Below are 18,748 nucleotides of genomic sequence, written 5' to 3' on the forward strand. Positions count from 1 at the left end.
ATGCGGCATGATTCATCTGCTGGAAATTCGGGCTTATTCAACACGGCCTCCTGTCGAGCTGAGGGATGATGCAGAGAGCGGCATCAACACTCAGGTAACTATAGACAAAAAACGATGTTTTTCGCTAATTGGGATCCATGTACAGGTTGTATGAAGGGGAAATAAAAAAGGGACCTACAGGTCCCTTTTTTGATGAAAGCAAGATTGAGCTTACTTCGTTAGCTCGTAAGACAGGCCATCGGTCTTAGCGGCTGCCGTTTGTTCATTCTCGTTTTCGCATTTATCCGGATCATCGCCGCAGACCGGGCAGGTGTAGTCTTTCTCGCCCAGTGCTTTCCCCACACCACCGCAAGAGCCTTTAATCGGCTTGCGTCCCATCAGTACGCCTACAGATGCACCAATGACAACAACTAACAAAACAACAAACGCAAGAAATACAGTTTCCAAGGGCCACCTCCTCGAAGTGGGATAGCGTCGCGAACGTTGTGCTTATGGCACTGGTATTTCGCGTGCAGCAGATTACAGATCGTTTAGCTCTGAAGCCAATATAGGCTGAATTGTGAGCAAGTTTACCACTTTACAGCCGCTTCGTGGGGGTTAAGTCTAACGTTACCCTCAGAAGTTTTAAAGTGTATATATTATCCATTTTAACCCATGGGCGCATTGGAGGTGAATGGTTAAAAATGTTTAATGTTGGTGTCTCCGGGGCAGGTACGTAACTTGCTATAAGAAAAGGAGTTATCAGGTTGTCGGGGGATTTTGTGCTTTTTTGCACAAGTTATTGCCGGTTCTGGTCTTTCGAATGCATCACATGCGGAAGGTGTTTGCCGTGGGCATTGCCGGGTGAGCCCAACACTAACATTTTGAAGCAATGGGCATGGACTGCATATGAGCATCTCACTCTCTACGATTTTGCCGGGTATTACACCGGGACAGATTCAATCTCACTCAGCAACCAGCCGTGAAGTTCAGGAACTGAAAGACGAAGGACTGGTGGGTGAAAATACCACTGCCCTGAATGTGATGTCTGTGGACACCATGGACCGCTTCCGCGTTACCCAATGGAGCGAGGAGATCAACAGTCAGTGGTGGGGACTGACAGGGGAAGGTGCTCTGGGAAAATAGGCCGTAGGTTATCTGGAGCAGATGACGGCCGAGCGGCGTCAGATCGCCACTGATTATCTGGATGATTGCTTTAGCCTGTCGAATGCGTTGGCAGAAGCGCTACAGGAGATGCTGGAGGCTGCGCGCGAACGGGCCAATAATTTAGAGCAATGCTGTTCACTTTATTAGAGGAGCAGCATTGCGCGATAGCGGGCCTTTTTGTGTTCGTATATCGCAGTGGCTATGGACATTGTAGGGCATCGATTTATCGTGCCTCCTGCTGAACTCTAGCGGTAACTGGTTATTCCAGAGGACTTTCTTACGACTCTTTCACCTATTCCGTGGTTAAGGGGAAGGCGCCTTCCCCTTAACAATCCCCACCGCCCCTGCTACTTGCCCGCCTCGCGGGTTCCCTGCGCGCTTCACAATCAATCGACGCTGCGGAACTCGGCCTTCGGCCTCAAACAGTCCTCGCTTTATTCGATTAATTGCTCCAGTGCTCGGCTGCATAGAAGGGGATCGATATCCGTGCCATAAAATAATTCTGTCTCCTTTTCCCCTGGCCGTGGACACGAATAATCCCCGCGATCGGGTGTGATCCGATGGCGGGTTTCAGTTACTATTCAGTTCGTCCTGCCTACTCTGTGTCTATCAAGTGAGGAGGGGACGTGATGAAACTGGCAACAAAAACACTATGCCTAGTGTTGGGCGCCTGGATGCTGACCGGTTGTAGCTTGCACCCGTTGGGTATTGATGACGACGAGTGGGCCAGCATGAGTCAGACCGAGCAGCTCCAAGCCTATGAAAAGCAGGCCGAACTGGACAAGGTGCGGGCCGAGGCTCAGGCGCGGGAACGACAAGCGCAGGCTGAAGCGGAAGCACGTAAATACGAAGCGATGGCTGCGATGCGGCGGAATGCGCAATATGGCGACATTGTTCAGTGTGTATTAGATCCACTGGATGTGCGTTTTGGCGGCGATTGGAAGGCGAGTAAACCGCAGGTATTTGATCTGGTGCGTGGTGAAGAACGTGATCTTCGTCTACAGGATCTAAAAGAGCGTTACAGCACGACCGCACAGGTTCGTTTCGCTGAATCTGGTCTGGAGGTGGCGTTATGCCGCGACGACTATTATGCATCTAGCCAAGGTTGTACCCGTTTGCTGGGGACCAGTCGAGATTTTCACCGCGGTGTCCGTCAGACGGTTAGCATTGACCGGTTTATGCAGGGCACATTACGTTGTGATCTGAAGCCGATAGGGCGTCAGCGGTACTGAATTAGGTTAGCCGGTCTTTACCCCTGGTGGAGTAAAGACCGGGAGATCCGTGGGGAACGGTGAGCCTGGATCAGGTGCGGCAGTGCTTGCCACCTTTACCTTCACCGTCGTGACCACCGAAGCGATGCTTGCCATGCTTCGCCCATTTCTCTTCCATCTTCTCCTTCATCGCGGTTAGCTCGGTGCGCTGATCGTCGGTCAGAATGTTATTGAAGTCCTGACGCTGCTCGGCACGCATCAGTACCATTTTCTCCGTGGCGCTGGCGATGTCTGCTGCCAACTGGGTAGATTTCTGCTGGTAATCAGCCGCGGTTGGGTCCAGTTTACGCAGCTCCATACGCAGGTCTTTCATACTGCGCATGTTCTGGCGCATATCTTTCACGTTGGCGGCGATCATGTCGTCTACCTGACGCTGCTGTTCTTCAGTCAGGTCCAGCTTCTGGCTGATGCGTTCCAACATATGGCCGCCCATCATACCGTCCATACCGTGACCAAATTTACCGCTCGCGACGGCTGTACCCAGTCCACCCAGAGTCAGTGCTGCTGCAGTCAGGCCGATGATTAGTGTCTTACGCATTGTCGTCTCTCCAAGTTGTTTTGCGTTGTTGGATCTATTGTCGAATCTGTCATCGCTAAGTTGGGTTACGACGGTGTAAAGATTGGTAAACGTAAAATTTCAGGCAAAAAAAGGCCGGCTGCGGGAGGGTCCGAGAGCCGGCTTAATAGAATGGAGTCCTTAAGAACCTAGAGCACTGAGGGTGTGGGTTATAACACCTGTTGTGGTGATATAAACCGGGCTGTTCAGTCTCCATCCGAGGGGTTATTCACTGCCGCCAAAGACCAATAAGGCGCAGCACTGGTTCCAGATGTAGGGTCATAGAACGCAATCTATTCTGTGGCAGCCATCGGTTAACTTTAGTGTCGGTTGTGTAAAGTTTGGTAAATTGGGCTGGGCGCAGCGCCACGGACGATTATTATCTAGGGAAGGTGCGAACAAGTCCTGTGGCAACTCTGGCTTTCGGGAAGGTTCACAATCAAGGAAGCACTTTGCCGTAATGTCTGGACCTTACAAAAAGTACTGACACCGAGTGTGGATTTTCCCGAAAGCCCCGCAGGGCAAGCCCTTAAGCCTGCATCTGCGGTGTTGCAATTTTTATTAAGGACTATGGCCATTAACTGCAAACTGCGCCTGGCAACTGCAGGCTTAAGGGCTTGCAGAGTACTCACGGGACTTATTAGCACCTTCCTTAGTCACTGAACGAATATCTGGAGCAGATGATGAGCGAACAAACCCGTTTACTGATGGTGGATGACGATACTGAGCTGTGTGAGCTGATCGGCGACTATCTGGAGAACGAAGGCTTTCTGGTGGAGTTTGCTCACAACGCGGACGATGCGCAGCATAAACTGCAACGTGCTGAACGTTATCAGCTGATGATACTGGATGTGATGATGCCGGGGCGTAGCGGTATGGACCTGTTGCAGGAGATTCGTCCGCGTTTGCAGCTGCCGGTGATTATGCTGACCGGTCGTGGTGAGGATATTGATCGCATTCTGGGACTTGAGATGGGGGCGGATGATTACCTCAGTAAACCCTGTAATCCGCGGGAACTGGTGGCGCGTATCAAAGCGATCCTGCGCCGGGCAGGTCCTAAAGAGCACCAGACGTTGTTTCCCGACCAGCCGGTGTCAGAAGCGGGGATACAACTTGACCCCGGCATCCGCGAAGTGCGCATTGCACAGCAGACGCTGGAGCTGACGGGTACTGAGTTCAATGTGCTGGCCTATTTGATGAACAATGCCGGCACGGTGATCAGCAAGGAGCAGCTCACAGAGTTGGTGTTGCACCGTAAATTAACCGCCTATGACCGGGCCATCGATGTGCATGTGAGCCGGGTCCGGCAGAAGCTGGGTAAGTTGTTACCCAATAGCGATGTGATTAAAACCGTGCGCGGTGTGGGTTATCAGTTTGTCCGGGGTGCCTGATGCGCTGGTATAAACGGCTCTTTGTTAAGATTTTTCTCGCGATCTGGCTGGCCAGTACGATTGTGTTGCTGGCAACCATTGCCATCGTGGGGGGCGTGTCGGAGCGTTCCAATTTTCGCAACTTGGTGGTTGCAACCGCACAGGGGCACGCGGAGCGCGTCATAGACCGTTATGAAGGGGACGGAAATTGTGATCGTCCGCTCCGTCGTCCCCCGCCTATTCGCGCGCTGCGCTTTGATCGTCATGATTGGGACGATGATGACGGTGACCATCGTGGTCGAGACCGTCGTCACCACCGTGAAGAGATGCTTGAGCGCTGGAAGAAGCGTAACCTGATTCGTATCACGGATACGGACAAGGATAAGATCGTCATTGGTCCACGTGAGGGCTGGCCGACGTCGTTTGAAGTGATCAGTTTTGATTTGATCTCCGATCATCAGCGCAACTATCAGGTTGAGGTGGCTCTGGACCTTAAGCACTCCTCATTTATCCACATCCTACAGGTGCTGATCTCCTTCCAGATCGCGCTGAAGGTGATGCTGATGTCGGTGGTTGCCGCCAGTCTGGTGACCTGGATTATTGTACGACCGATTAATCGGCTGCGAGATCATACACAGGCACTCTATAGCGGCGAACTGGCGACCCGCTCGGATAAAGCGTTAAGCAGTCGCGGGGATGAGATTGGCGCGCTATCGCGGGAGTTTGATCAGATGGCGGAGTTTGTGGAGCAGACTCTCACCTCTCATCAAAAGCTGATGCAGGATGTGTCTCACGAGCTGAGAGCACCTCTGGCGCGCTTGCAGGCTGCTGCCGGACTGGCTGAGCAGCGCTGGGGTGATGACGATAAAGTGGTGCAGCGGATTATCCGTGAATGTCAGCGACTGGATGCCCTGATCGGAGAGATCCTATCCCTGTCCAAGCTGGAAAACAGCGAAGCTTCAGGTCCTCCGTTTGCGTTGAGTGAATTGTTGCAGGAGATGATCGAGGACGTACGTTTCTCCAACAGTCAGCGTCAGGTTAACTTCAGTTCAGACTGTGAGTGTCATATCGAGGGCAGCCGGGCTTTGCTGGAGCGAGCGCTGAACAATGTGCTGGGTAATGCCTGCAAACATACCGCCGAGGATGTGGCGATTGATGTGGCGTTAAGTGAAGTGGGCAAGGAGTGTGTGATCCGTATCCGGGATTATGGTACGGGTGTGTCGTCGTCAGCACTGGAGCATCTGTTCGAACCGTTCTATCGCAGTACAACCGAGAACAACGGCTACGGTCTGGGACTGAGTATTGCGCAGCGTGCGGTGCAGCGTTTGAGCGGTACGATTGAAGCGCACAACCATCCGCAGGGCGGACTGGAAGTGGTGATTCGTATTCCTTCACAGAAGGTGTAGCGCGAGGCCTGTGGCTCCGTCTGATCAGCTGATCGGGAGTCGCAGCCTGCGACCAAAACTACCTAGACAAAGTTGTACAAACCGGGCAGATCCAGAATTTGTTCGAGTACACCGAGTGCATTGTGGATCTCATCAATTAACGCCGGATCGCGCAAATCCTCCGGACCGAGCTGATCGCGGTAGTGGTGATTGATCCACCGCTGTAATGCCTGATATAGAGCGGGGGTGAGCAATACACCCTGATGCATGGCTGCCAGCTCGGTATCACTCAACGGGACACGCAATCGCAGGCACGCCGGACCACCACCGTTGTTCATGCTCTGACGCAGGTCCATGAACTCGACCTGTGTCAGCGGATTATAGGATACCAGCAGTTTCTCAATCACCGCCCGGGCAGCATCCTGCTCCTGACACTCAAGGGGTGCCAGTAATAGCATCTCACCGGAGCTTAGCGTCAGCAGCTGGCTGTTAAACAGATAGCTTTTCACAGTGTCTTCTACATTCAGATCCCGACGGCTCACCTGCTCGATATAGAGCGGTGTATTGTCCGGTGTTAAGCGTTCCCAGCACCGCTGTATCTGGTCCAATGAGTGTGCCTGATTCAGCCACGCCTCTTCGTGCAGCAATAATAGATTACGGTGACCGACCGCAATCACATCATTGTGAAAGACTCCCCGGTCGATACTGGCGGGCAGCTGCTGCATGCTCAAACTGTTGTGAGGTCCGAGCTGGTGAGCGCGAATAATGGCTTCGGTTGCTTGCAGACTGTGTCTGGCGGGAAAGAGGCTGGGTTTGAGACTGTCCGGTTGCTGCTGATAACCATAGGTCAGCAGGGTCAGACCGGGTTGGTAATGATCGGCACAGAGTCGGGTGTGGTTGGCGGCGCCTTCATCACCGAACTCAATACTGGCGGGCAGTGGTGGGTGGTGGACAAAAAACTCGCTGTTGCCAAAAATCCGTTTCAGGATGCGGTTGCTCTCTTGTGCTTCCAGACTGCGATGCAGATTAAACAACAGATTGGCGGGTGTGAAATGCAGCTTATGATCGTTGCTGTCTGCCGAACAGGTCACAGTCGCGCTATTGGCTGCCCACATACTGGATGCAGAATAACAGGCCGCCAGTAATTCAGGTGCCTGCCGCGCTGCTGCATCGATCAACTGTGTATTGCTTCCGCTGAAGCCCAGTGTTCGTAACATCTCCAGCCGAGGCCGTAGCTGGGGGGGCATCACCGCTTGCGGTATTCCCAGTTGATGCAAGCGCCACATCTTTTCCAGCCCTTGCAGAGCCGCTTGTTTGGGGGATGCGTCTTGCCCACGATGATCTTCGGACGCCAGGTTGCCCGGCGACAGGCCTGCATAGTTGTGACAAGGGCTGACCAGTCCGTCGAGGTTTAACTCCTGATAACGCATATATCCTCCCACTTACTCTGTATCGGGTGGGTTCAGACCGGGTGGCTCTACTGAGGGGCTGCTCAGTGTTTCGCAGAGTTGAGAGGCCACCGGATAGGCGCAATAATCCGCTGCATACCACGCACTGGCCCGATGGTTCCCGCTGATCCCTGTGCCGCCAAAGGGCAGGGCACTGGAAGCGCCTGTGAGGGGGCGATTCCAATTGATGAGTCCCGCCCGGACGGATTGATCAAACTGGTGAAAGACCTGTGGGTTGTCACTCAGCACCCCGGCGGACAGACCGAAACGGGTGTTGTTGGCTTCCCGAACTGCATGATCAACATCGGTCACCCGAATCACCTGCAGTAACGGACCAAAACATTCCTTGTCTTCTCGGTTTTTTATCGGTGTGACGTCGATCAGGCCGGGCGTGAGATAGGCGAGATGTGCGTCTGGACGGGTCAGCGGGACCAGAGGCTGTGCACCTTGGGAGATGAGCGCTTGTTCGGCAGCCAGTACGTTTTCGGCCGCCTGATTGCTGATCAGTGCACCCATGAACGGTGGTGGTTGCTGGTTGTAGGCACCGACTTGAATCTGACCGATAGCGGAGCTCAGCGCCGCAATAAAGCGATCGCCCTCGACGCCGGTGGGGACTAACAACCGTCGGGCACAGGTGCAGCGCTGACCGGAGGTGATGTAGGCTGATTGAATCGTATGAAACACCGCCGCCGCTGTATCTTTTACGTCGGTGACCAGTAAAGGGTTATTGCCTCCCATCTCCAGCGCCAGAATTTTTTCCGGCTGACCGGCAAATTGCTGGTGCAGGTAACAGCCGGTGGTGGCACTGCCGGTAAAGTAGAGTCCGTTAACGTGTGGATGAGCGGCGAGTGCCGCGCCGGTATCCCGGTCACCTTGTACCAGATTCAGTACTCCGTCGGGCAGTTCCGCTTTTTGCCATAGATGGACCAGCAGTTCAGCCGTGCGGGGCGTCAGTTCGCTGGGTTTAAAAATGAGGGTGTTGCCCGCCAACAGGGCAGGCATGATATGCCCGTTCGGAAGATGCGCGGGGAAATTGTAGGGGCCAAAAATGCCCACCACCCCATGAGGCCGATGCTGTAACCGAGTGATCAGGTCGTTCTGACTGCTCTCCCTGCTGGGAGTGCGTTCCTGATACGCCCGAATGGAGATCTCCGCTTTGCCGAGCATCGCGGTAACTTCGGTTTCGGCTTCCCAGAAGGGTTTGCCGGTCTCTTGCCCAATCGTATCGGCCAGCAAAATACGGTAGTGATCCACCACCTCGTTGAAACGTCTGACCTGAGCCACACGTTGCTCAAAGGTGTGGCCTGCCCATGCGGGAAACGCCGTTATCGCGGATCTGACCGCGAGATCAACCTGATCTGCAGTGGCCGCGCGTCCTTTCCAGATCTGTTCACCGTTACCCGGATTGAGAGATTCCATCGGACTGCCTTCACCGGCGACCCAATCGCCATTGATAAACAGTGATGCTACAGGATTCATGTTGACCTCCCTTTGAGTTCGACGATGCGCAATGTATCCCCCGCGCTAACCTGCAACGCATCGGCCGTGGCCTGAGTAATCGTGGAGATGCTGCCACGTGTGTCTATGCAGGATTTGGTACAGCGGAAATCTGCCAGACCGGTGTTACTGATCAGGAACTCAGGACCATCATTGTCCACGTCACCAATCGCGACCTTTTGATAGCGGCTACTGTGAATCGCCCGGATGTCGCCCAAACGAGTCGACAGGGTTGGGCCTCCATCAAAGATGTCGACGTACTCTTCGTAACGGAATCCTTCGCTTTCCAGCATCTTGCGGGCAGGCTCCGTATTGGGATGGACCTTACCAATCACCGCTTGTGCGCTGTCGGGTAGCAAATGGATATAGATGCTGTGTTTGGGCATCAGCTCAGCGATAAAGACTTTGTTGCCGGAGCCGGTCAGGTAATCCGCTGTGCTGTATTCCATGGAGAAGAAACGTTTACCCAGCCCGTCCCAAAACGGCGACTCGCCATTGTCGTTGGTGAAGCCGCGTAGCTCGGCAATCACTTTGTCGGCGAACCGTTGAGGGTGTTCGGCCATGAAGAGAAAGCGGCTCTTGGAGAGCAAACTGCCATTGGCCGAGTGACGCGCCTCCGGTTGCAGATATAACGTACACATCTCGGAGCAGCCGGTGTAATCGTTACACAGATAGAGGGTGCGGAAGCTGTTGTGGACGTTCAGTTCGCGTGAGGCATGGACCACGGTGCCGATACGGTAGTGATAAAACGGGGCGGTCATACCCACGGCCGAATCAATACCACAGGTACCCACCACTTCGCCGGTATCGGTCTCTTCCATGACGAACAGGTAGTGATCGGGATGAGACGGCTCCGTCTCTTTTACCAGTGCCTTTTCGGTCGCGGCGATGCGCTTCTCAAGTAACTCCCGGTTATCCGGCAGTGAGGTGAAGCCGGGTCCGGTATCGATAGCGATCTGATGCAGAACATCCAGATCTGCGGTGCAAATAGGTCGTATCACTTTCATGTGTTCGCCCCCCTAATTCACAACCCCTGAACCCGCGGCTCAGGTCTGCCGTTTCTGTCTCTGCGTATACAGTGTTACCTGGCGGATCAGTTGCTGCGTTTTACATCGGTACTTTCAAAGATACGATCAGCCGATGCGGCGACAAAACCCTGATAGAGCTGACCGTTGGCCAGCGGGTAACGCTGGGCAAACTCGTAGTAGCAGCCCGGAATTTCTGCGTTGCGGTCGCTGAACGGTACAAGAATGGGCTTCGCTAAGGTGGATGACTGCTCCAGAAACTCTTCCGGTGATCCTTTAACCAGACCGCCAGCACTGTTGAGTGCAAAGCCTTGCTGCAGCAGAAAGTCGTTTACCTTATCGATGGAGTGGTGCGACTGCAGGGCGTTTACCAACAGGGTGAAATGGTTAGGGCGGTAACCGAAGGCGCATAACCAGGCGGCGTATTCACTCTCATCCAGTAGTTGCAGATAGGTATCATGACTCAGTGCCCAATGCCGGCCGGAATAGCTGAAACTGGCCTGGGCAGGCGCATCTTCAGGGATCTGGCTGACGCATTGATGGATGATTTCGGCGGCGCTGTCTGAGAGCTGGTCCACATGCAACTCACTGATAAAAATCTTGGGTAACGTGTTATCCGGGTGTTCAAAGTGTTCGGCAAACAGCTTCTTCGCCGGGAAGTAATATTCACCTCTGGGTTTGTAGCCGGCATTCACAAACGGCGCGGCGATCGTGCGGATACTGACCTTGGGCAGATCAAAGGTACGCAGCGCAATGTGGTCATTGATGAGGGTTGGGTTACGCTCGGCAAACAGCTGGTGGATCAATCGCGCATCAGGATTAATCTTCAGGTAGTCCTGCCACATCGCATCGAGCAGGTTACGCAGATCCTCGGTATTCATAGAGTTACCTCCCGTCCGGTGAGACCGGGTGGCAATCCATCGCGGGCCAGTTGAAACAGCAGTAAAGCGCTGAGGCTGGCACGTTCGGTCAGGCTGTCTAGACAGATAAATTCGTCGGCGCTGTGGATAAGTCCCCCTCTTACGCCCAGCGTGTCGATATTAGGCAGGCCATGGCTACTGAGATTGTTGCCATCGCAGCACCCCCCTGTTGGTTGCCAGCTCAAGTCAAGATCCAGCAGGCCGGCACAGTTTTTTAACAGGCCATAAAGGGATTGGTGAGCATCGTCCATGACTTTTGGCATGCGGCCAAAGCTGCCGTGCAGGCTGGCACTGAAGCCTTCCCGCTGGTTGATGGATAGCTGAATGTTTTCAAGCTGAGTCAGGCACCAGTCGGCATCGTCCGGGCGCTGGATACGGATATTAAACTTCACCACGCAGGTATCCGGCACCTGATTGGTCGTTGTCCCGCCCTCGATAATGCCGGTGTTAAGGGTTAAACCTTCGCGTGCACCATTCAGTTGTTCCAGTTGACTGATCGCCCATGCAGCAGCACTGATCGCGTTGCGGCCTTCCTGTGGGTTGCGTCCTGCATGGGCACTGCGTCCGTTGATACTCAGGGTAAAGTTACCGCTGCCTTTGCGTTCACCCGCTAAGTTTCCATCGGGCAGGGCAGGTTCAAATACCAGCCCCAGATGGTGGCGTGGGGCTTCACGGGCAAACCAGCCGGATGAGCCGGGGGAGCCGATCTCTTCATCTGGATTCAGCAGTACGGTCCAGCCAATGTTGTGATGATCGGGATGTTGCTCAAGGGCTTCCAGCGCACTAAGCATCACCAGTATGCCGCCTTTCATATCCGCTGCACCAGGCGCGTTTAGCGTGTTGTTGTCCTGATAGTGCGCGCTCTGGAAGGCTGAATCTTTGCCGAACACCGTATCCAGGTGACCGGTGAGCAGAATGCGGATGGGGGCATCGGGACGTTTTCGAATCCGCCACAAGCCCCCCAGTTCCTGTTCGATGATATGGCCCTGCATACTGACCCGTTGCCAGGGGTCGAGCGTGTACTTATCCACGGCGGCTTCCAGCCGTTCGGCAAACAGTGCGGCATAGTATTCGCCCACGCGATTGACCCCAACGGGGTTATGGCTGCCACTGTTGATACTGACCAGTTCCAGTAGTCTGTCTTCCATCCATGCGCGGTGCTGACTGAGCCAGTGTAGTGCGGGCTGATCGCTCTCGTGCATGCGCAGGTACATGGTCAGGCCTCCTCTGTACGCGTGTGCAGAAACTGCACCATAGCCTGACCCAGACGTTCGAGTCCGGTGTGGATATCGTCAGGAGGAATAATCAGGGATGGTGCAAGCCGCAACACATCGGGACCGGCGATCAGCACCATGACTCCCGCGTCCTGAGCTTGAACCAGCAGGTTACGGGCTTGCCCCTGCCATTGATCACACAGCTGGCAACCAATCAGCAATCCCTGTCCGCGAATATCGCTGAACAGATGATATCTGTCGTTAAGCTCATCCAGCCCATCCATAAACATCAGATGACGTTCTCGCACACCGTCGAGCAGGTCGCGGTCATTGACCAGTTCCAGCACCCGAGACGCAACGCGACAGCCCAATGGATTGCCGCCGTAAGTACTGCCATGCGTACCCACCGCCATGGCTTGAGCGACTTCGTCAGTGCATAGCATCGCACCAATCGGGAAACCACCGCCCAGTGCCTTGGCTGTTGTCAGGATGTCGGGTTTCACACCGGTGCGCATGTAGGCATATAGCTCACCCGTGCGGCCCACACCGGTCTGAATCTCATCGAAAATCAGTAGGGCATTGTACTGGTTGCATAACTCGCGGGCACGGCGGATGAAATCAGGGTCGGCAGGTAGAATACCGGCTTCTCCCTGTATGGGTTCCATAATCACCGCACATGTATGGTGTGAGATCGCTTTCTCCAGTGCCTGGATGTCGTTAAATGGCAGGTGGCTGATGCCCTCCGGTACCGGACCAAAACCCTCGCTGTACTTCGGTTGGCCGCCTACGCTAACCGTAAAGAAGGTGCGTCCGTGAAAGGCGTTATCAAAGGCGATGATCTGGTGTTTGTCGGCACTGTATTTGTCTACCGAGTAACGGCGCGCCAATTTGAGGGCGGCTTCGTTGGCTTCCGCGCCTGAATTGGCAAAGTAGACCTTGTCGGCAAACGTCATCTGGCAGAGCTGCTGTGCCAACTTAAGTGCCGGTTCATTGGTCCAGACATTACTCAGGTGCCAGAGTTTATTGGCCTGGTCGGTCAGCACCTTCACCAGCTCAGGGTGGCAGTGCCCCAGCGAATTAACCGCAATCCCACCGGCAAAATCGATGTAGCTGCGGCCGTCCTGGTCCCAAATATGAGAGCCTTCACCACGCACGGGAATCACAGCCCCCGGTGCATAATTGGGCACCATCACTGCGTCGAACGTGTGGCGGTTGAGTTCATGAGCCATCCGGCACCTCCTGTGTTGGAGCGATACCTTTCAGTTTAGACACAGTTTCAGAAAGGAAGTTGTTAACGGGTCAAAAAGTGATTAATAGCGGATAAGCTGCGGTTATCTGACGTTAACTTCTGAAATCTTTCAGATTGGCTGGAATTTTTATGCAGGGAGAAAGCAAAGAAAAGGGTGAAAGATTGTGGGGTGCAGACAATAAAAAAGCACCCCTTGAGGTGCTTTTCTAATTCGTGAGCAGTGTGAACGCTTACAGCGCGTCAGGACCGCTTTCGCCAGTACGGATACGGATAACCTGTTCCAGTGGCATAACGAAGATTTTACCATCACCGATTTTGCCAGTGTTTGCAGTAGAGGAGATCGCTTCGATCACCTGATCAACCATATCGTCGTCGACAGCGACTTCGATTTTTACTTTTGGAAGGAAATCTACAACGTACTCTGCGCCGCGATACAGTTCGGTATGACCTTTCTGACGACCGAAACCCTTGACTTCAGTAACAGTGACACCCTGGATACCGATTTCGGACAGGGCTTCACGGACGTCATCCAGTTTGAACGGTTTAATAACCGCGCTGACCAGCTTCATAACGTTCTCCTATTTGTCTTCTTGTCGCCCCTGCGGGCACGAGACATATTTATACTCAAAAGTAGATTTTGACCTAGTATACCCAGATTTCGCGAACTTTTCTCAGGGCTGTTTATAAATTGACCCTGTGGGTTTTACGAAAACGGAAAAAGGGTGCCGAAGCACCCTTAACTATTTGAGGCAAATGGATTATTTCGCAGAAGTGAATTCTGGATACGCTTCCATACCACACTCGGACAGGTCGACACCTTCGTACTCTTCCTCTTCGGATACGCGGACACCCATCACAGCTTTGATTGCCAGCCATACGACCAGGCTTGCTACGAATACCCAACCGAAGATAGTCAGTGCACCAATGATCTGACCGGAGAAGGTAACGTCACCGTTGGTAACCGGTACCAGCAGCAGACCCAGCAGACCCACTACACCGTGTACGGAGATCGCACCTACAGGGTCATCAATCTTCGCTTTATCCAGTGCCAGAATGCTGAAGACAACCAGCGTACCACCGATAGCACCAAACAATGTTGCCTGCAGTGCCGTTGGCGTAGAAGGCTCCGCGGTGATCGCAACCAGACCCGCCAGTGCACCGTTCAGTGTCATGGTCAGGTCCGCTTTACCGAACAGCAAGCGTGCTACGATCAGGGCTGCAACGACACCACCTGCAGCAGCTGCGTTGGTGTTCATGAATACCACAGCGACAGAGTTAGAGTTTTCTACATCGGAGGTCGCCAGTACGGAACCGCCGTTGAAGCCGAACCAACCCAACCACAGTACGAATGTACCCAGTGTTGCCAGTGGCAGGTTTGCACCCGGAATCGCGTTAACCGCACCGTTTTTAGCATATTTGCCTTTACGCGCACCCAGTACCAGCACACCCGCCAGCGCTGCAGCAGCACCTGCCATGTGTACGATGCCGGAACCTGCGAAGTCAGAGAAGCCCAGATCGCCAAGGTTGTACATACCGAATACGTCGTTGCCGCCCCAGGTCCATGAGCCTTCCAGTGGGTAGATCACACCGGTCATCACAACTGCGAACGCCAGGAATGCCCACAGCTTCATACGTTCAGCCACTGCGCCGGATACGATAGACATCGCCGTTGCAACGAATACCACCTGGAAGAAGAAGTCAGCCGATGGAGCGTAGGTTGCTGGCTCTTCAGCACCGGTGAAACCGTCACCCGTGATGCCGCTCAGCAAATATTCACCGCCGTACATAATTGCGTAACCGGACACCAGGTACATGGTGCAGGAGATCGCGTACAGAGCGATGTTTTTGGTCAGAATTTCAGTGGTGTTCTTAGCACGAACCAGACCGGCTTCCAGCATGGCGAAACCTGCCGCCATCCACATGACCAGTGCACCACACACCAGAAAATAAAACGTATCCAGTGCATATTTAAGCTGGGTTACATCACCCGCTGTTGAATTCAGAAGTTCTTCCATTGGTAAGGTCTCCAGAAAATCTCAAATAGGGTTTATAGGGCGTCGTTACCGGTTTCACCGGTACGGATTCGAATAGCCTGTTCCAGCGGCATAACAAAAATTTTGCCATCGCCGATTTTTCCGGTTTGTGCAGCGGTGCTGATCGCTTCTACAACCCGATCAACCAGCTCATCGTTGACGGCTGCATCAACACGGACTTTTGGCAGAAAATCCACGACATACTCGGCGCCACGGTACAGTTCGGTGTGACCTTTCTGACGGCCAAAACCTTTAACTTCACTGACGGTGATACCGTTAATACCGATTTCAGATAGTGCTTCCCGGATGTCATCCAGTTTGAACGGCTTGATAACCGCAGATACCAGTTTCATTTGTGTTATCCCCCGATACTCTGTTGTTACTGTGAGTGCATGTCACAGCGCAAATGAATCAATTGGTTTGATCTGTGTATAGCGAGGGTCGTGCCATGTTTTTAAAAGTTGTTTTAAAACATGTGGTTACTCTGTTTTGCGTGAGTGGGTGAATGATTGAGGCGCACTTATGGCGCACGAGTCTGTAGTCTGGCAGTGCACAATTCGGGTGCGTGCACCATTTTGAGGCGCGCCCCAATAGTGCGCGTGAACCTGCTATAGTCGGGGTCTGAAAAATGCATAATGTTGAGGCACAACATGATTAACCAGAAACTGATTGATGGTCTGAGTGACCAGTTTGCGCAACTGATGTCTGGACAGGCGCAACTGCCCGGTGAAGAGATGATGAAAGAGCAGGTGAGTGCGATCCTGCAAGGCACCTTTAACCGACTGGATCTGGTGACCCGTGATGAGTTTGATGCTCAGAAAGCTGTGTTGATGCGTACGCGCGAAAAGGTTGAACAGCTTGAGAAAACGTTAGCAGAACTGGAGCAGAAACTGACAGAGCGCGACGCCTGATCTATTTCTGACGAGCTGGTAGGCGGCAACGGAACCTGTCGCGGCCAGCTTGCTGTATTTCCCGATCCAAGGAAGGATGTTATGTCACTCGCAATCGTCCACACCCGTGCACAGGTGGGTGTTGAAGCCCCTGAAGTTACTGTTGAAGTCCACCTGTCCGGTGGTCTGCCCGCACTTTCAATCGTCGGCCTGCCCGAGACTGCGGTGAAAGAAAGCAAAGAACGCGTGCGCAGCGCACTGATCAACTCCGGTTTTAAGTTCCCCCAACGCCGCATCACCATCAATCTCGCCCCTGCGGACTTGCCTAAAGAGGGTGGCCGGTATGATCTGGCGATTGCTATTGGCATTCTGGCGGCCAGCCAGCAGGTTCCGATGGAAGCGTTAGAGCAGCGGGAGTTCCTTGGCGAGCTGGCATTGTCCGGGCAGGTACGCCCGGTGCGCGGAGTACTGCCTGCGGCGATGCGTTGTGCGGAGAAAGGTCATAGCCTGATTCTGGCGCAGGATAACCGCGAAGAAGCGGGTATCGTACGCAGTCTGGCCATCTATCCCATTGAGCATCTCCTGCAGCTAGTCTCACATTTGTTGGGCAGCGAGCTGGTGCCCCGATATTGTGCAGAAAATAGTCAGGCACTGGCTGCGCCGAAATACCCTGATCTGCAAGATGTTAAAGGACAGAGTAAAGCGAAGCGGTTGTTAGAGATTGCAGCGGCTGGGCAGCACAATCTGATTTTGGCAGGTCCGCCAGGTAGCGGGAAAAGCATGTTGGCGAACCGTTTACCCGGATTGTTGCCCTTGATGCAGGAGGGTGAGCGGTTAGATGTGGCGGCGGTGTATTCGGTGTCCGGTATCAGCGGGGATGTTATCAGCGGACGGCGTCCCTTCAGAGCGCCCCATCATACCGCATCGGCGGTGGCACTGGTGGGAGGGGGCAGCAGTCCCCGTCCGGGTGAGATCTCACTGGCCCATCAGGGTGTCCTGTTCTTAGATGAGTTACCCGAATTTAATCGCAAGGTGTTGGAAGTGCTGCGCGAACCGATGGAGTCAGGCGAGATCCTGATCTCCCGCGCCGCGCGCCAGTGTAGTTTTCCTGCCCGCTTTCAGTTGATCGCGGCCATGAACCCCTGTCCTTGTGGGTATTACAACGACGGCACCGAGCGGTGCCGTTGCAGCCCGGATATGGTGCGCCGTTATCAGGAGAAAATATCGGGTCCGTTGCTTGATCGTATCGATATGCAGCTTTGGGTGAGCGCCATCTCCAAGCAGGAGATGCTGGAACATACGGGCACCAATGAAACCAGCGCTCAGGTGCGGGAACGGGTGGTGGCTGCCCGTGAACGCCAGATTCAACGTCAGGGATGCTGTAACCAGCAGCTGGAAGGTCCTGAGCTGGAACGACAGTGCGCAATCAGCGAAGACGACAAACTGATGCTGGTGAATGCACTGGAGAAAATGCAGCTGTCGGCGCGGGCCTTTCATCGCATCTTGAGGGTCGCCAGAACCGTCGCGGATCTGGCCGGGCTGGAGCAAGTGGGAACCTCCCACCTGCTGGAAGCCCTGAGTTACCGCCGTGGACTTACGCCTGTTCCAGCATCTGCACGAAGTCTTTAAACGGCACGGGAGGGCTGTACAGATAGCCTTGTACCTGATCGCAGCCGTGCTGGATCAGGAAATCGAGCTGTTCAGGGGTTTCGACCCCTTCTGCGACTACTTTCTTATCCAGACTGTGGGCAAGGTTAATAATCGCACGCACGATTTCGGCATCGTTCGGGTTGTCTGCCACATTGCGGATAAAGGAGCGGTCAATTTTCAGGGTACTGATCGGAAGCTTCTGTAACAGGGCGAAGGATGAATAGCCGGTGCCGAAATCATCCAGTGCAAAGTCGATGCTCAGATTAGACAGTTCCTGCAGACAGTAACTGACATGTTGTTCATCGCTGATCAGGGCGGACTCAGTCAGTTCAAACTCTAAAAATGCGCTGTTGATCTGATTCTGGCTGATAATGCGATGGATAGTCTGTGACAGATTACTGTCCTGAAACTGGCGGAACGAGAGATTCACACCAATACGGCAGTTGTCGTAACCCTGTAGCTGCAACTCCTTGAGCTTTATCCCGGCTTGGTGGATGGCCCAGTAGCCAATCGGGATGATCATGCCGTTGCGTTCGCAGAGACCGATAAATTCCGCTGGCATAATCAGGCCCCGTTTCGGGTGGCGCCAGCGGATCAAGGTTTCTGCACCGGCGATCTTGCCGCTTTCCAGATCAATTTGTGGCTGGAAAAACAGCTCAAATTGATTGGCCCGCAAGGCAAATGCCAGCTCAGGTTCCAATTCGCTTTCGCTGCACTGTTTGTTATCCAACGACGGGTCGTAGACCTGATACGTGCCGGGATGCTCTTGTTTAGCCTGTAAGCGGGCGCGTGTAGCGCGGCGCATCAGTTCATCCAGATCCAGTTCGTCGGACGAGGTGTAATAGGCAATACCGATGCTACAAGGCAGGATCGAACTGCGGTTGTTGGTTTTGTAAGGGGAGCTGGTCGCGAGCAGCAGTGTTTTGACCTGTTGCCGGGTTTTTTCGTGCAGATCGTCATCCGCTTCGCACGCGAGCATGATAGCGAACTCGTCGTTGCCCAGACGGTGTATGTTATGGGCGTGCGGTGTGGCGTTGATCAACCGGTCCCGCAATTGTAAAACAATCTCATCACCGGCCTGATGGCCGTGCTGG

General features: G+C 53.9%; 19 protein-coding genes. 7 read left to right on the forward strand and 12 right to left on the reverse strand.

Features of this window, described 5'->3' with window-relative positions; all coding sequences use genetic code 11:
- Positions 1 to 210: 210 nt before the first annotated feature.
- Positions 211 to 447, reverse strand: coding sequence for a (Na+)-NQR maturation NqrM (nqrM, locus tag ABYW01_RS02475; protein WP_193951276.1), 237 nt, complete (start codon positions 445 to 447; stop codon positions 211 to 213).
- A gap of 441 nt (positions 448 to 888) precedes the next feature.
- Between nqrM and ABYW01_RS02480 the strand changes: the two genes are divergently transcribed.
- The 3 genes from ABYW01_RS02480 (at position 889) to ABYW01_RS02490 (ending at position 2,378) form a co-directional block, all read left to right on the forward strand.
- Entirely contained in the window at positions 889 to 1,125 is a 237-nt protein-coding gene (locus tag ABYW01_RS02480) for a hypothetical protein (protein WP_372830970.1), read from the forward strand.
- 21 nt (positions 1,126 to 1,146) lie between these two features.
- Positions 1,147 to 1,293, forward strand: a complete 147-nt coding sequence (locus tag ABYW01_RS02485) for a hypothetical protein (protein WP_372830971.1) — start codon at positions 1,147 to 1,149, stop codon at positions 1,291 to 1,293.
- 482 nt (positions 1,294 to 1,775) lie between these two features.
- Positions 1,776 to 2,378, forward strand: coding sequence for a hypothetical protein (locus tag ABYW01_RS02490; protein ID WP_372830972.1), 603 nt, complete (start codon positions 1,776 to 1,778; stop codon positions 2,376 to 2,378).
- 70 nt (positions 2,379 to 2,448) lie between these two features.
- Here the strand turns inward: ABYW01_RS02490 and ABYW01_RS02495 are convergent, their stop codons facing one another.
- Positions 2,449 to 2,955, reverse strand: a complete 507-nt coding sequence (locus ABYW01_RS02495) for a Spy/CpxP family protein refolding chaperone (protein WP_372830973.1) — start codon at positions 2,953 to 2,955, stop codon at positions 2,449 to 2,451.
- Positions 2,956 to 3,653: 698 nt separating this feature from the next.
- Here ABYW01_RS02495 and ABYW01_RS02500 point away from each other — a divergent pair.
- Entirely contained in the window at positions 3,654 to 4,364 is a 711-nt protein-coding gene (locus ABYW01_RS02500; RefSeq protein WP_372830974.1) for a response regulator, read from the forward strand.
- On the forward strand, positions 4,364 to 5,749 hold the full coding sequence (locus ABYW01_RS02505; RefSeq protein ID WP_372830975.1) for an ATP-binding protein: 1,386 nt from the start codon (positions 4,364 to 4,366) through the stop codon (positions 5,747 to 5,749). The genes ABYW01_RS02500 and ABYW01_RS02505 overlap by 1 nt, the downstream gene beginning before the upstream one ends.
- A gap of 62 nt (positions 5,750 to 5,811) precedes the next feature.
- Here ABYW01_RS02505 and astB read toward each other — a convergent pair whose 3' ends face one another.
- The 9 genes from astB to ABYW01_RS02550 form a co-directional block, all read right to left on the reverse strand.
- Positions 5,812 to 7,158, reverse strand: a complete 1,347-nt coding sequence (astB, locus tag ABYW01_RS02510; RefSeq protein ID WP_372830976.1) for an N-succinylarginine dihydrolase — start codon at positions 7,156 to 7,158, stop codon at positions 5,812 to 5,814.
- 12 nt (positions 7,159 to 7,170) lie between these two features.
- Complete coding sequence (gene astD, locus ABYW01_RS02515) at positions 7,171 to 8,655, reverse strand: succinylglutamate-semialdehyde dehydrogenase (RefSeq protein ID WP_372830977.1); 1,485 nt, start codon at positions 8,653 to 8,655, stop codon at positions 7,171 to 7,173.
- A complete protein-coding gene (astA, locus tag ABYW01_RS02520) occupies positions 8,652 to 9,680 on the reverse strand; it encodes an arginine N-succinyltransferase (RefSeq protein ID WP_372830978.1) in 1,029 nt (342 codons plus the stop codon). Before astA ends, astD begins: the two co-directional genes overlap by 4 nt.
- Positions 9,681 to 9,766: 86 nt before the next feature.
- Positions 9,767 to 10,579 carry a DUF1338 domain-containing protein gene (locus ABYW01_RS02525; RefSeq protein WP_372830979.1) on the reverse strand — a complete coding sequence of 271 codons (813 nt, stop codon included), beginning with the start codon at positions 10,577 to 10,579 and terminating at the stop codon, positions 9,767 to 9,769.
- The gene (locus tag ABYW01_RS02530) at positions 10,576 to 11,832 is read right to left on the reverse strand and encodes a hydrolase (protein WP_372830980.1); all 1,257 of its coding nucleotides are present in this window, start codon (positions 11,830 to 11,832) and stop codon (positions 10,576 to 10,578) included. Before ABYW01_RS02530 ends, ABYW01_RS02525 begins: the two co-directional genes overlap by 4 nt.
- Before the next feature lie 2 nt (positions 11,833 to 11,834).
- Positions 11,835 to 13,061, reverse strand: a complete 1,227-nt coding sequence (locus ABYW01_RS02535) for an aspartate aminotransferase family protein (RefSeq protein WP_372830981.1) — start codon at positions 13,059 to 13,061, stop codon at positions 11,835 to 11,837.
- Between the two features lie 250 nt (positions 13,062 to 13,311).
- Positions 13,312 to 13,650, reverse strand: coding sequence for a P-II family nitrogen regulator (gene glnK, locus ABYW01_RS02540; protein ID WP_193951288.1), 339 nt, complete (start codon positions 13,648 to 13,650; stop codon positions 13,312 to 13,314).
- A gap of 189 nt (positions 13,651 to 13,839) precedes the next feature.
- Positions 13,840 to 15,096 carry an ammonium transporter gene (locus tag ABYW01_RS02545; protein WP_372830982.1) on the reverse strand — a complete coding sequence of 419 codons (1,257 nt, stop codon included), beginning with the start codon at positions 15,094 to 15,096 and terminating at the stop codon, positions 13,840 to 13,842.
- 32 nt (positions 15,097 to 15,128) lie between these two features.
- Positions 15,129 to 15,467 carry a P-II family nitrogen regulator gene (locus ABYW01_RS02550; RefSeq protein WP_193951290.1) on the reverse strand — a complete coding sequence of 113 codons (339 nt, stop codon included), beginning with the start codon at positions 15,465 to 15,467 and terminating at the stop codon, positions 15,129 to 15,131.
- 297 nt (positions 15,468 to 15,764) lie between these two features.
- On the opposite strand from ABYW01_RS02550, the gene ABYW01_RS02555 reads away from it, so the two are divergent.
- Entirely contained in the window at positions 15,765 to 16,025 is a 261-nt protein-coding gene (locus ABYW01_RS02555; RefSeq protein WP_193951291.1) for an accessory factor UbiK family protein, read from the forward strand.
- 81 nt (positions 16,026 to 16,106) lie between these two features.
- Positions 16,107 to 17,633 (forward strand): YifB family Mg chelatase-like AAA ATPase, encoded by a 1,527-nt coding sequence (locus tag ABYW01_RS02560; RefSeq protein ID WP_372830983.1) that lies wholly within the window; start codon positions 16,107 to 16,109, stop codon positions 17,631 to 17,633.
- Here ABYW01_RS02560 and ABYW01_RS02565 read toward each other — a convergent pair.
- The coding region (locus ABYW01_RS02565) for a putative bifunctional diguanylate cyclase/phosphodiesterase (protein WP_372830984.1) at positions 17,599 to 18,748 on the reverse strand (1,150 nt) is incomplete at its 5' end. The two genes, ABYW01_RS02560 and ABYW01_RS02565, sit on opposite strands and share 35 nt — an antisense overlap.

This window comes from Pontibacterium sp. (assembly GCF_041587635.1).
Classification (GTDB): Bacteria; Pseudomonadota; Gammaproteobacteria; order Pseudomonadales; family Balneatricaceae; genus Pontibacterium.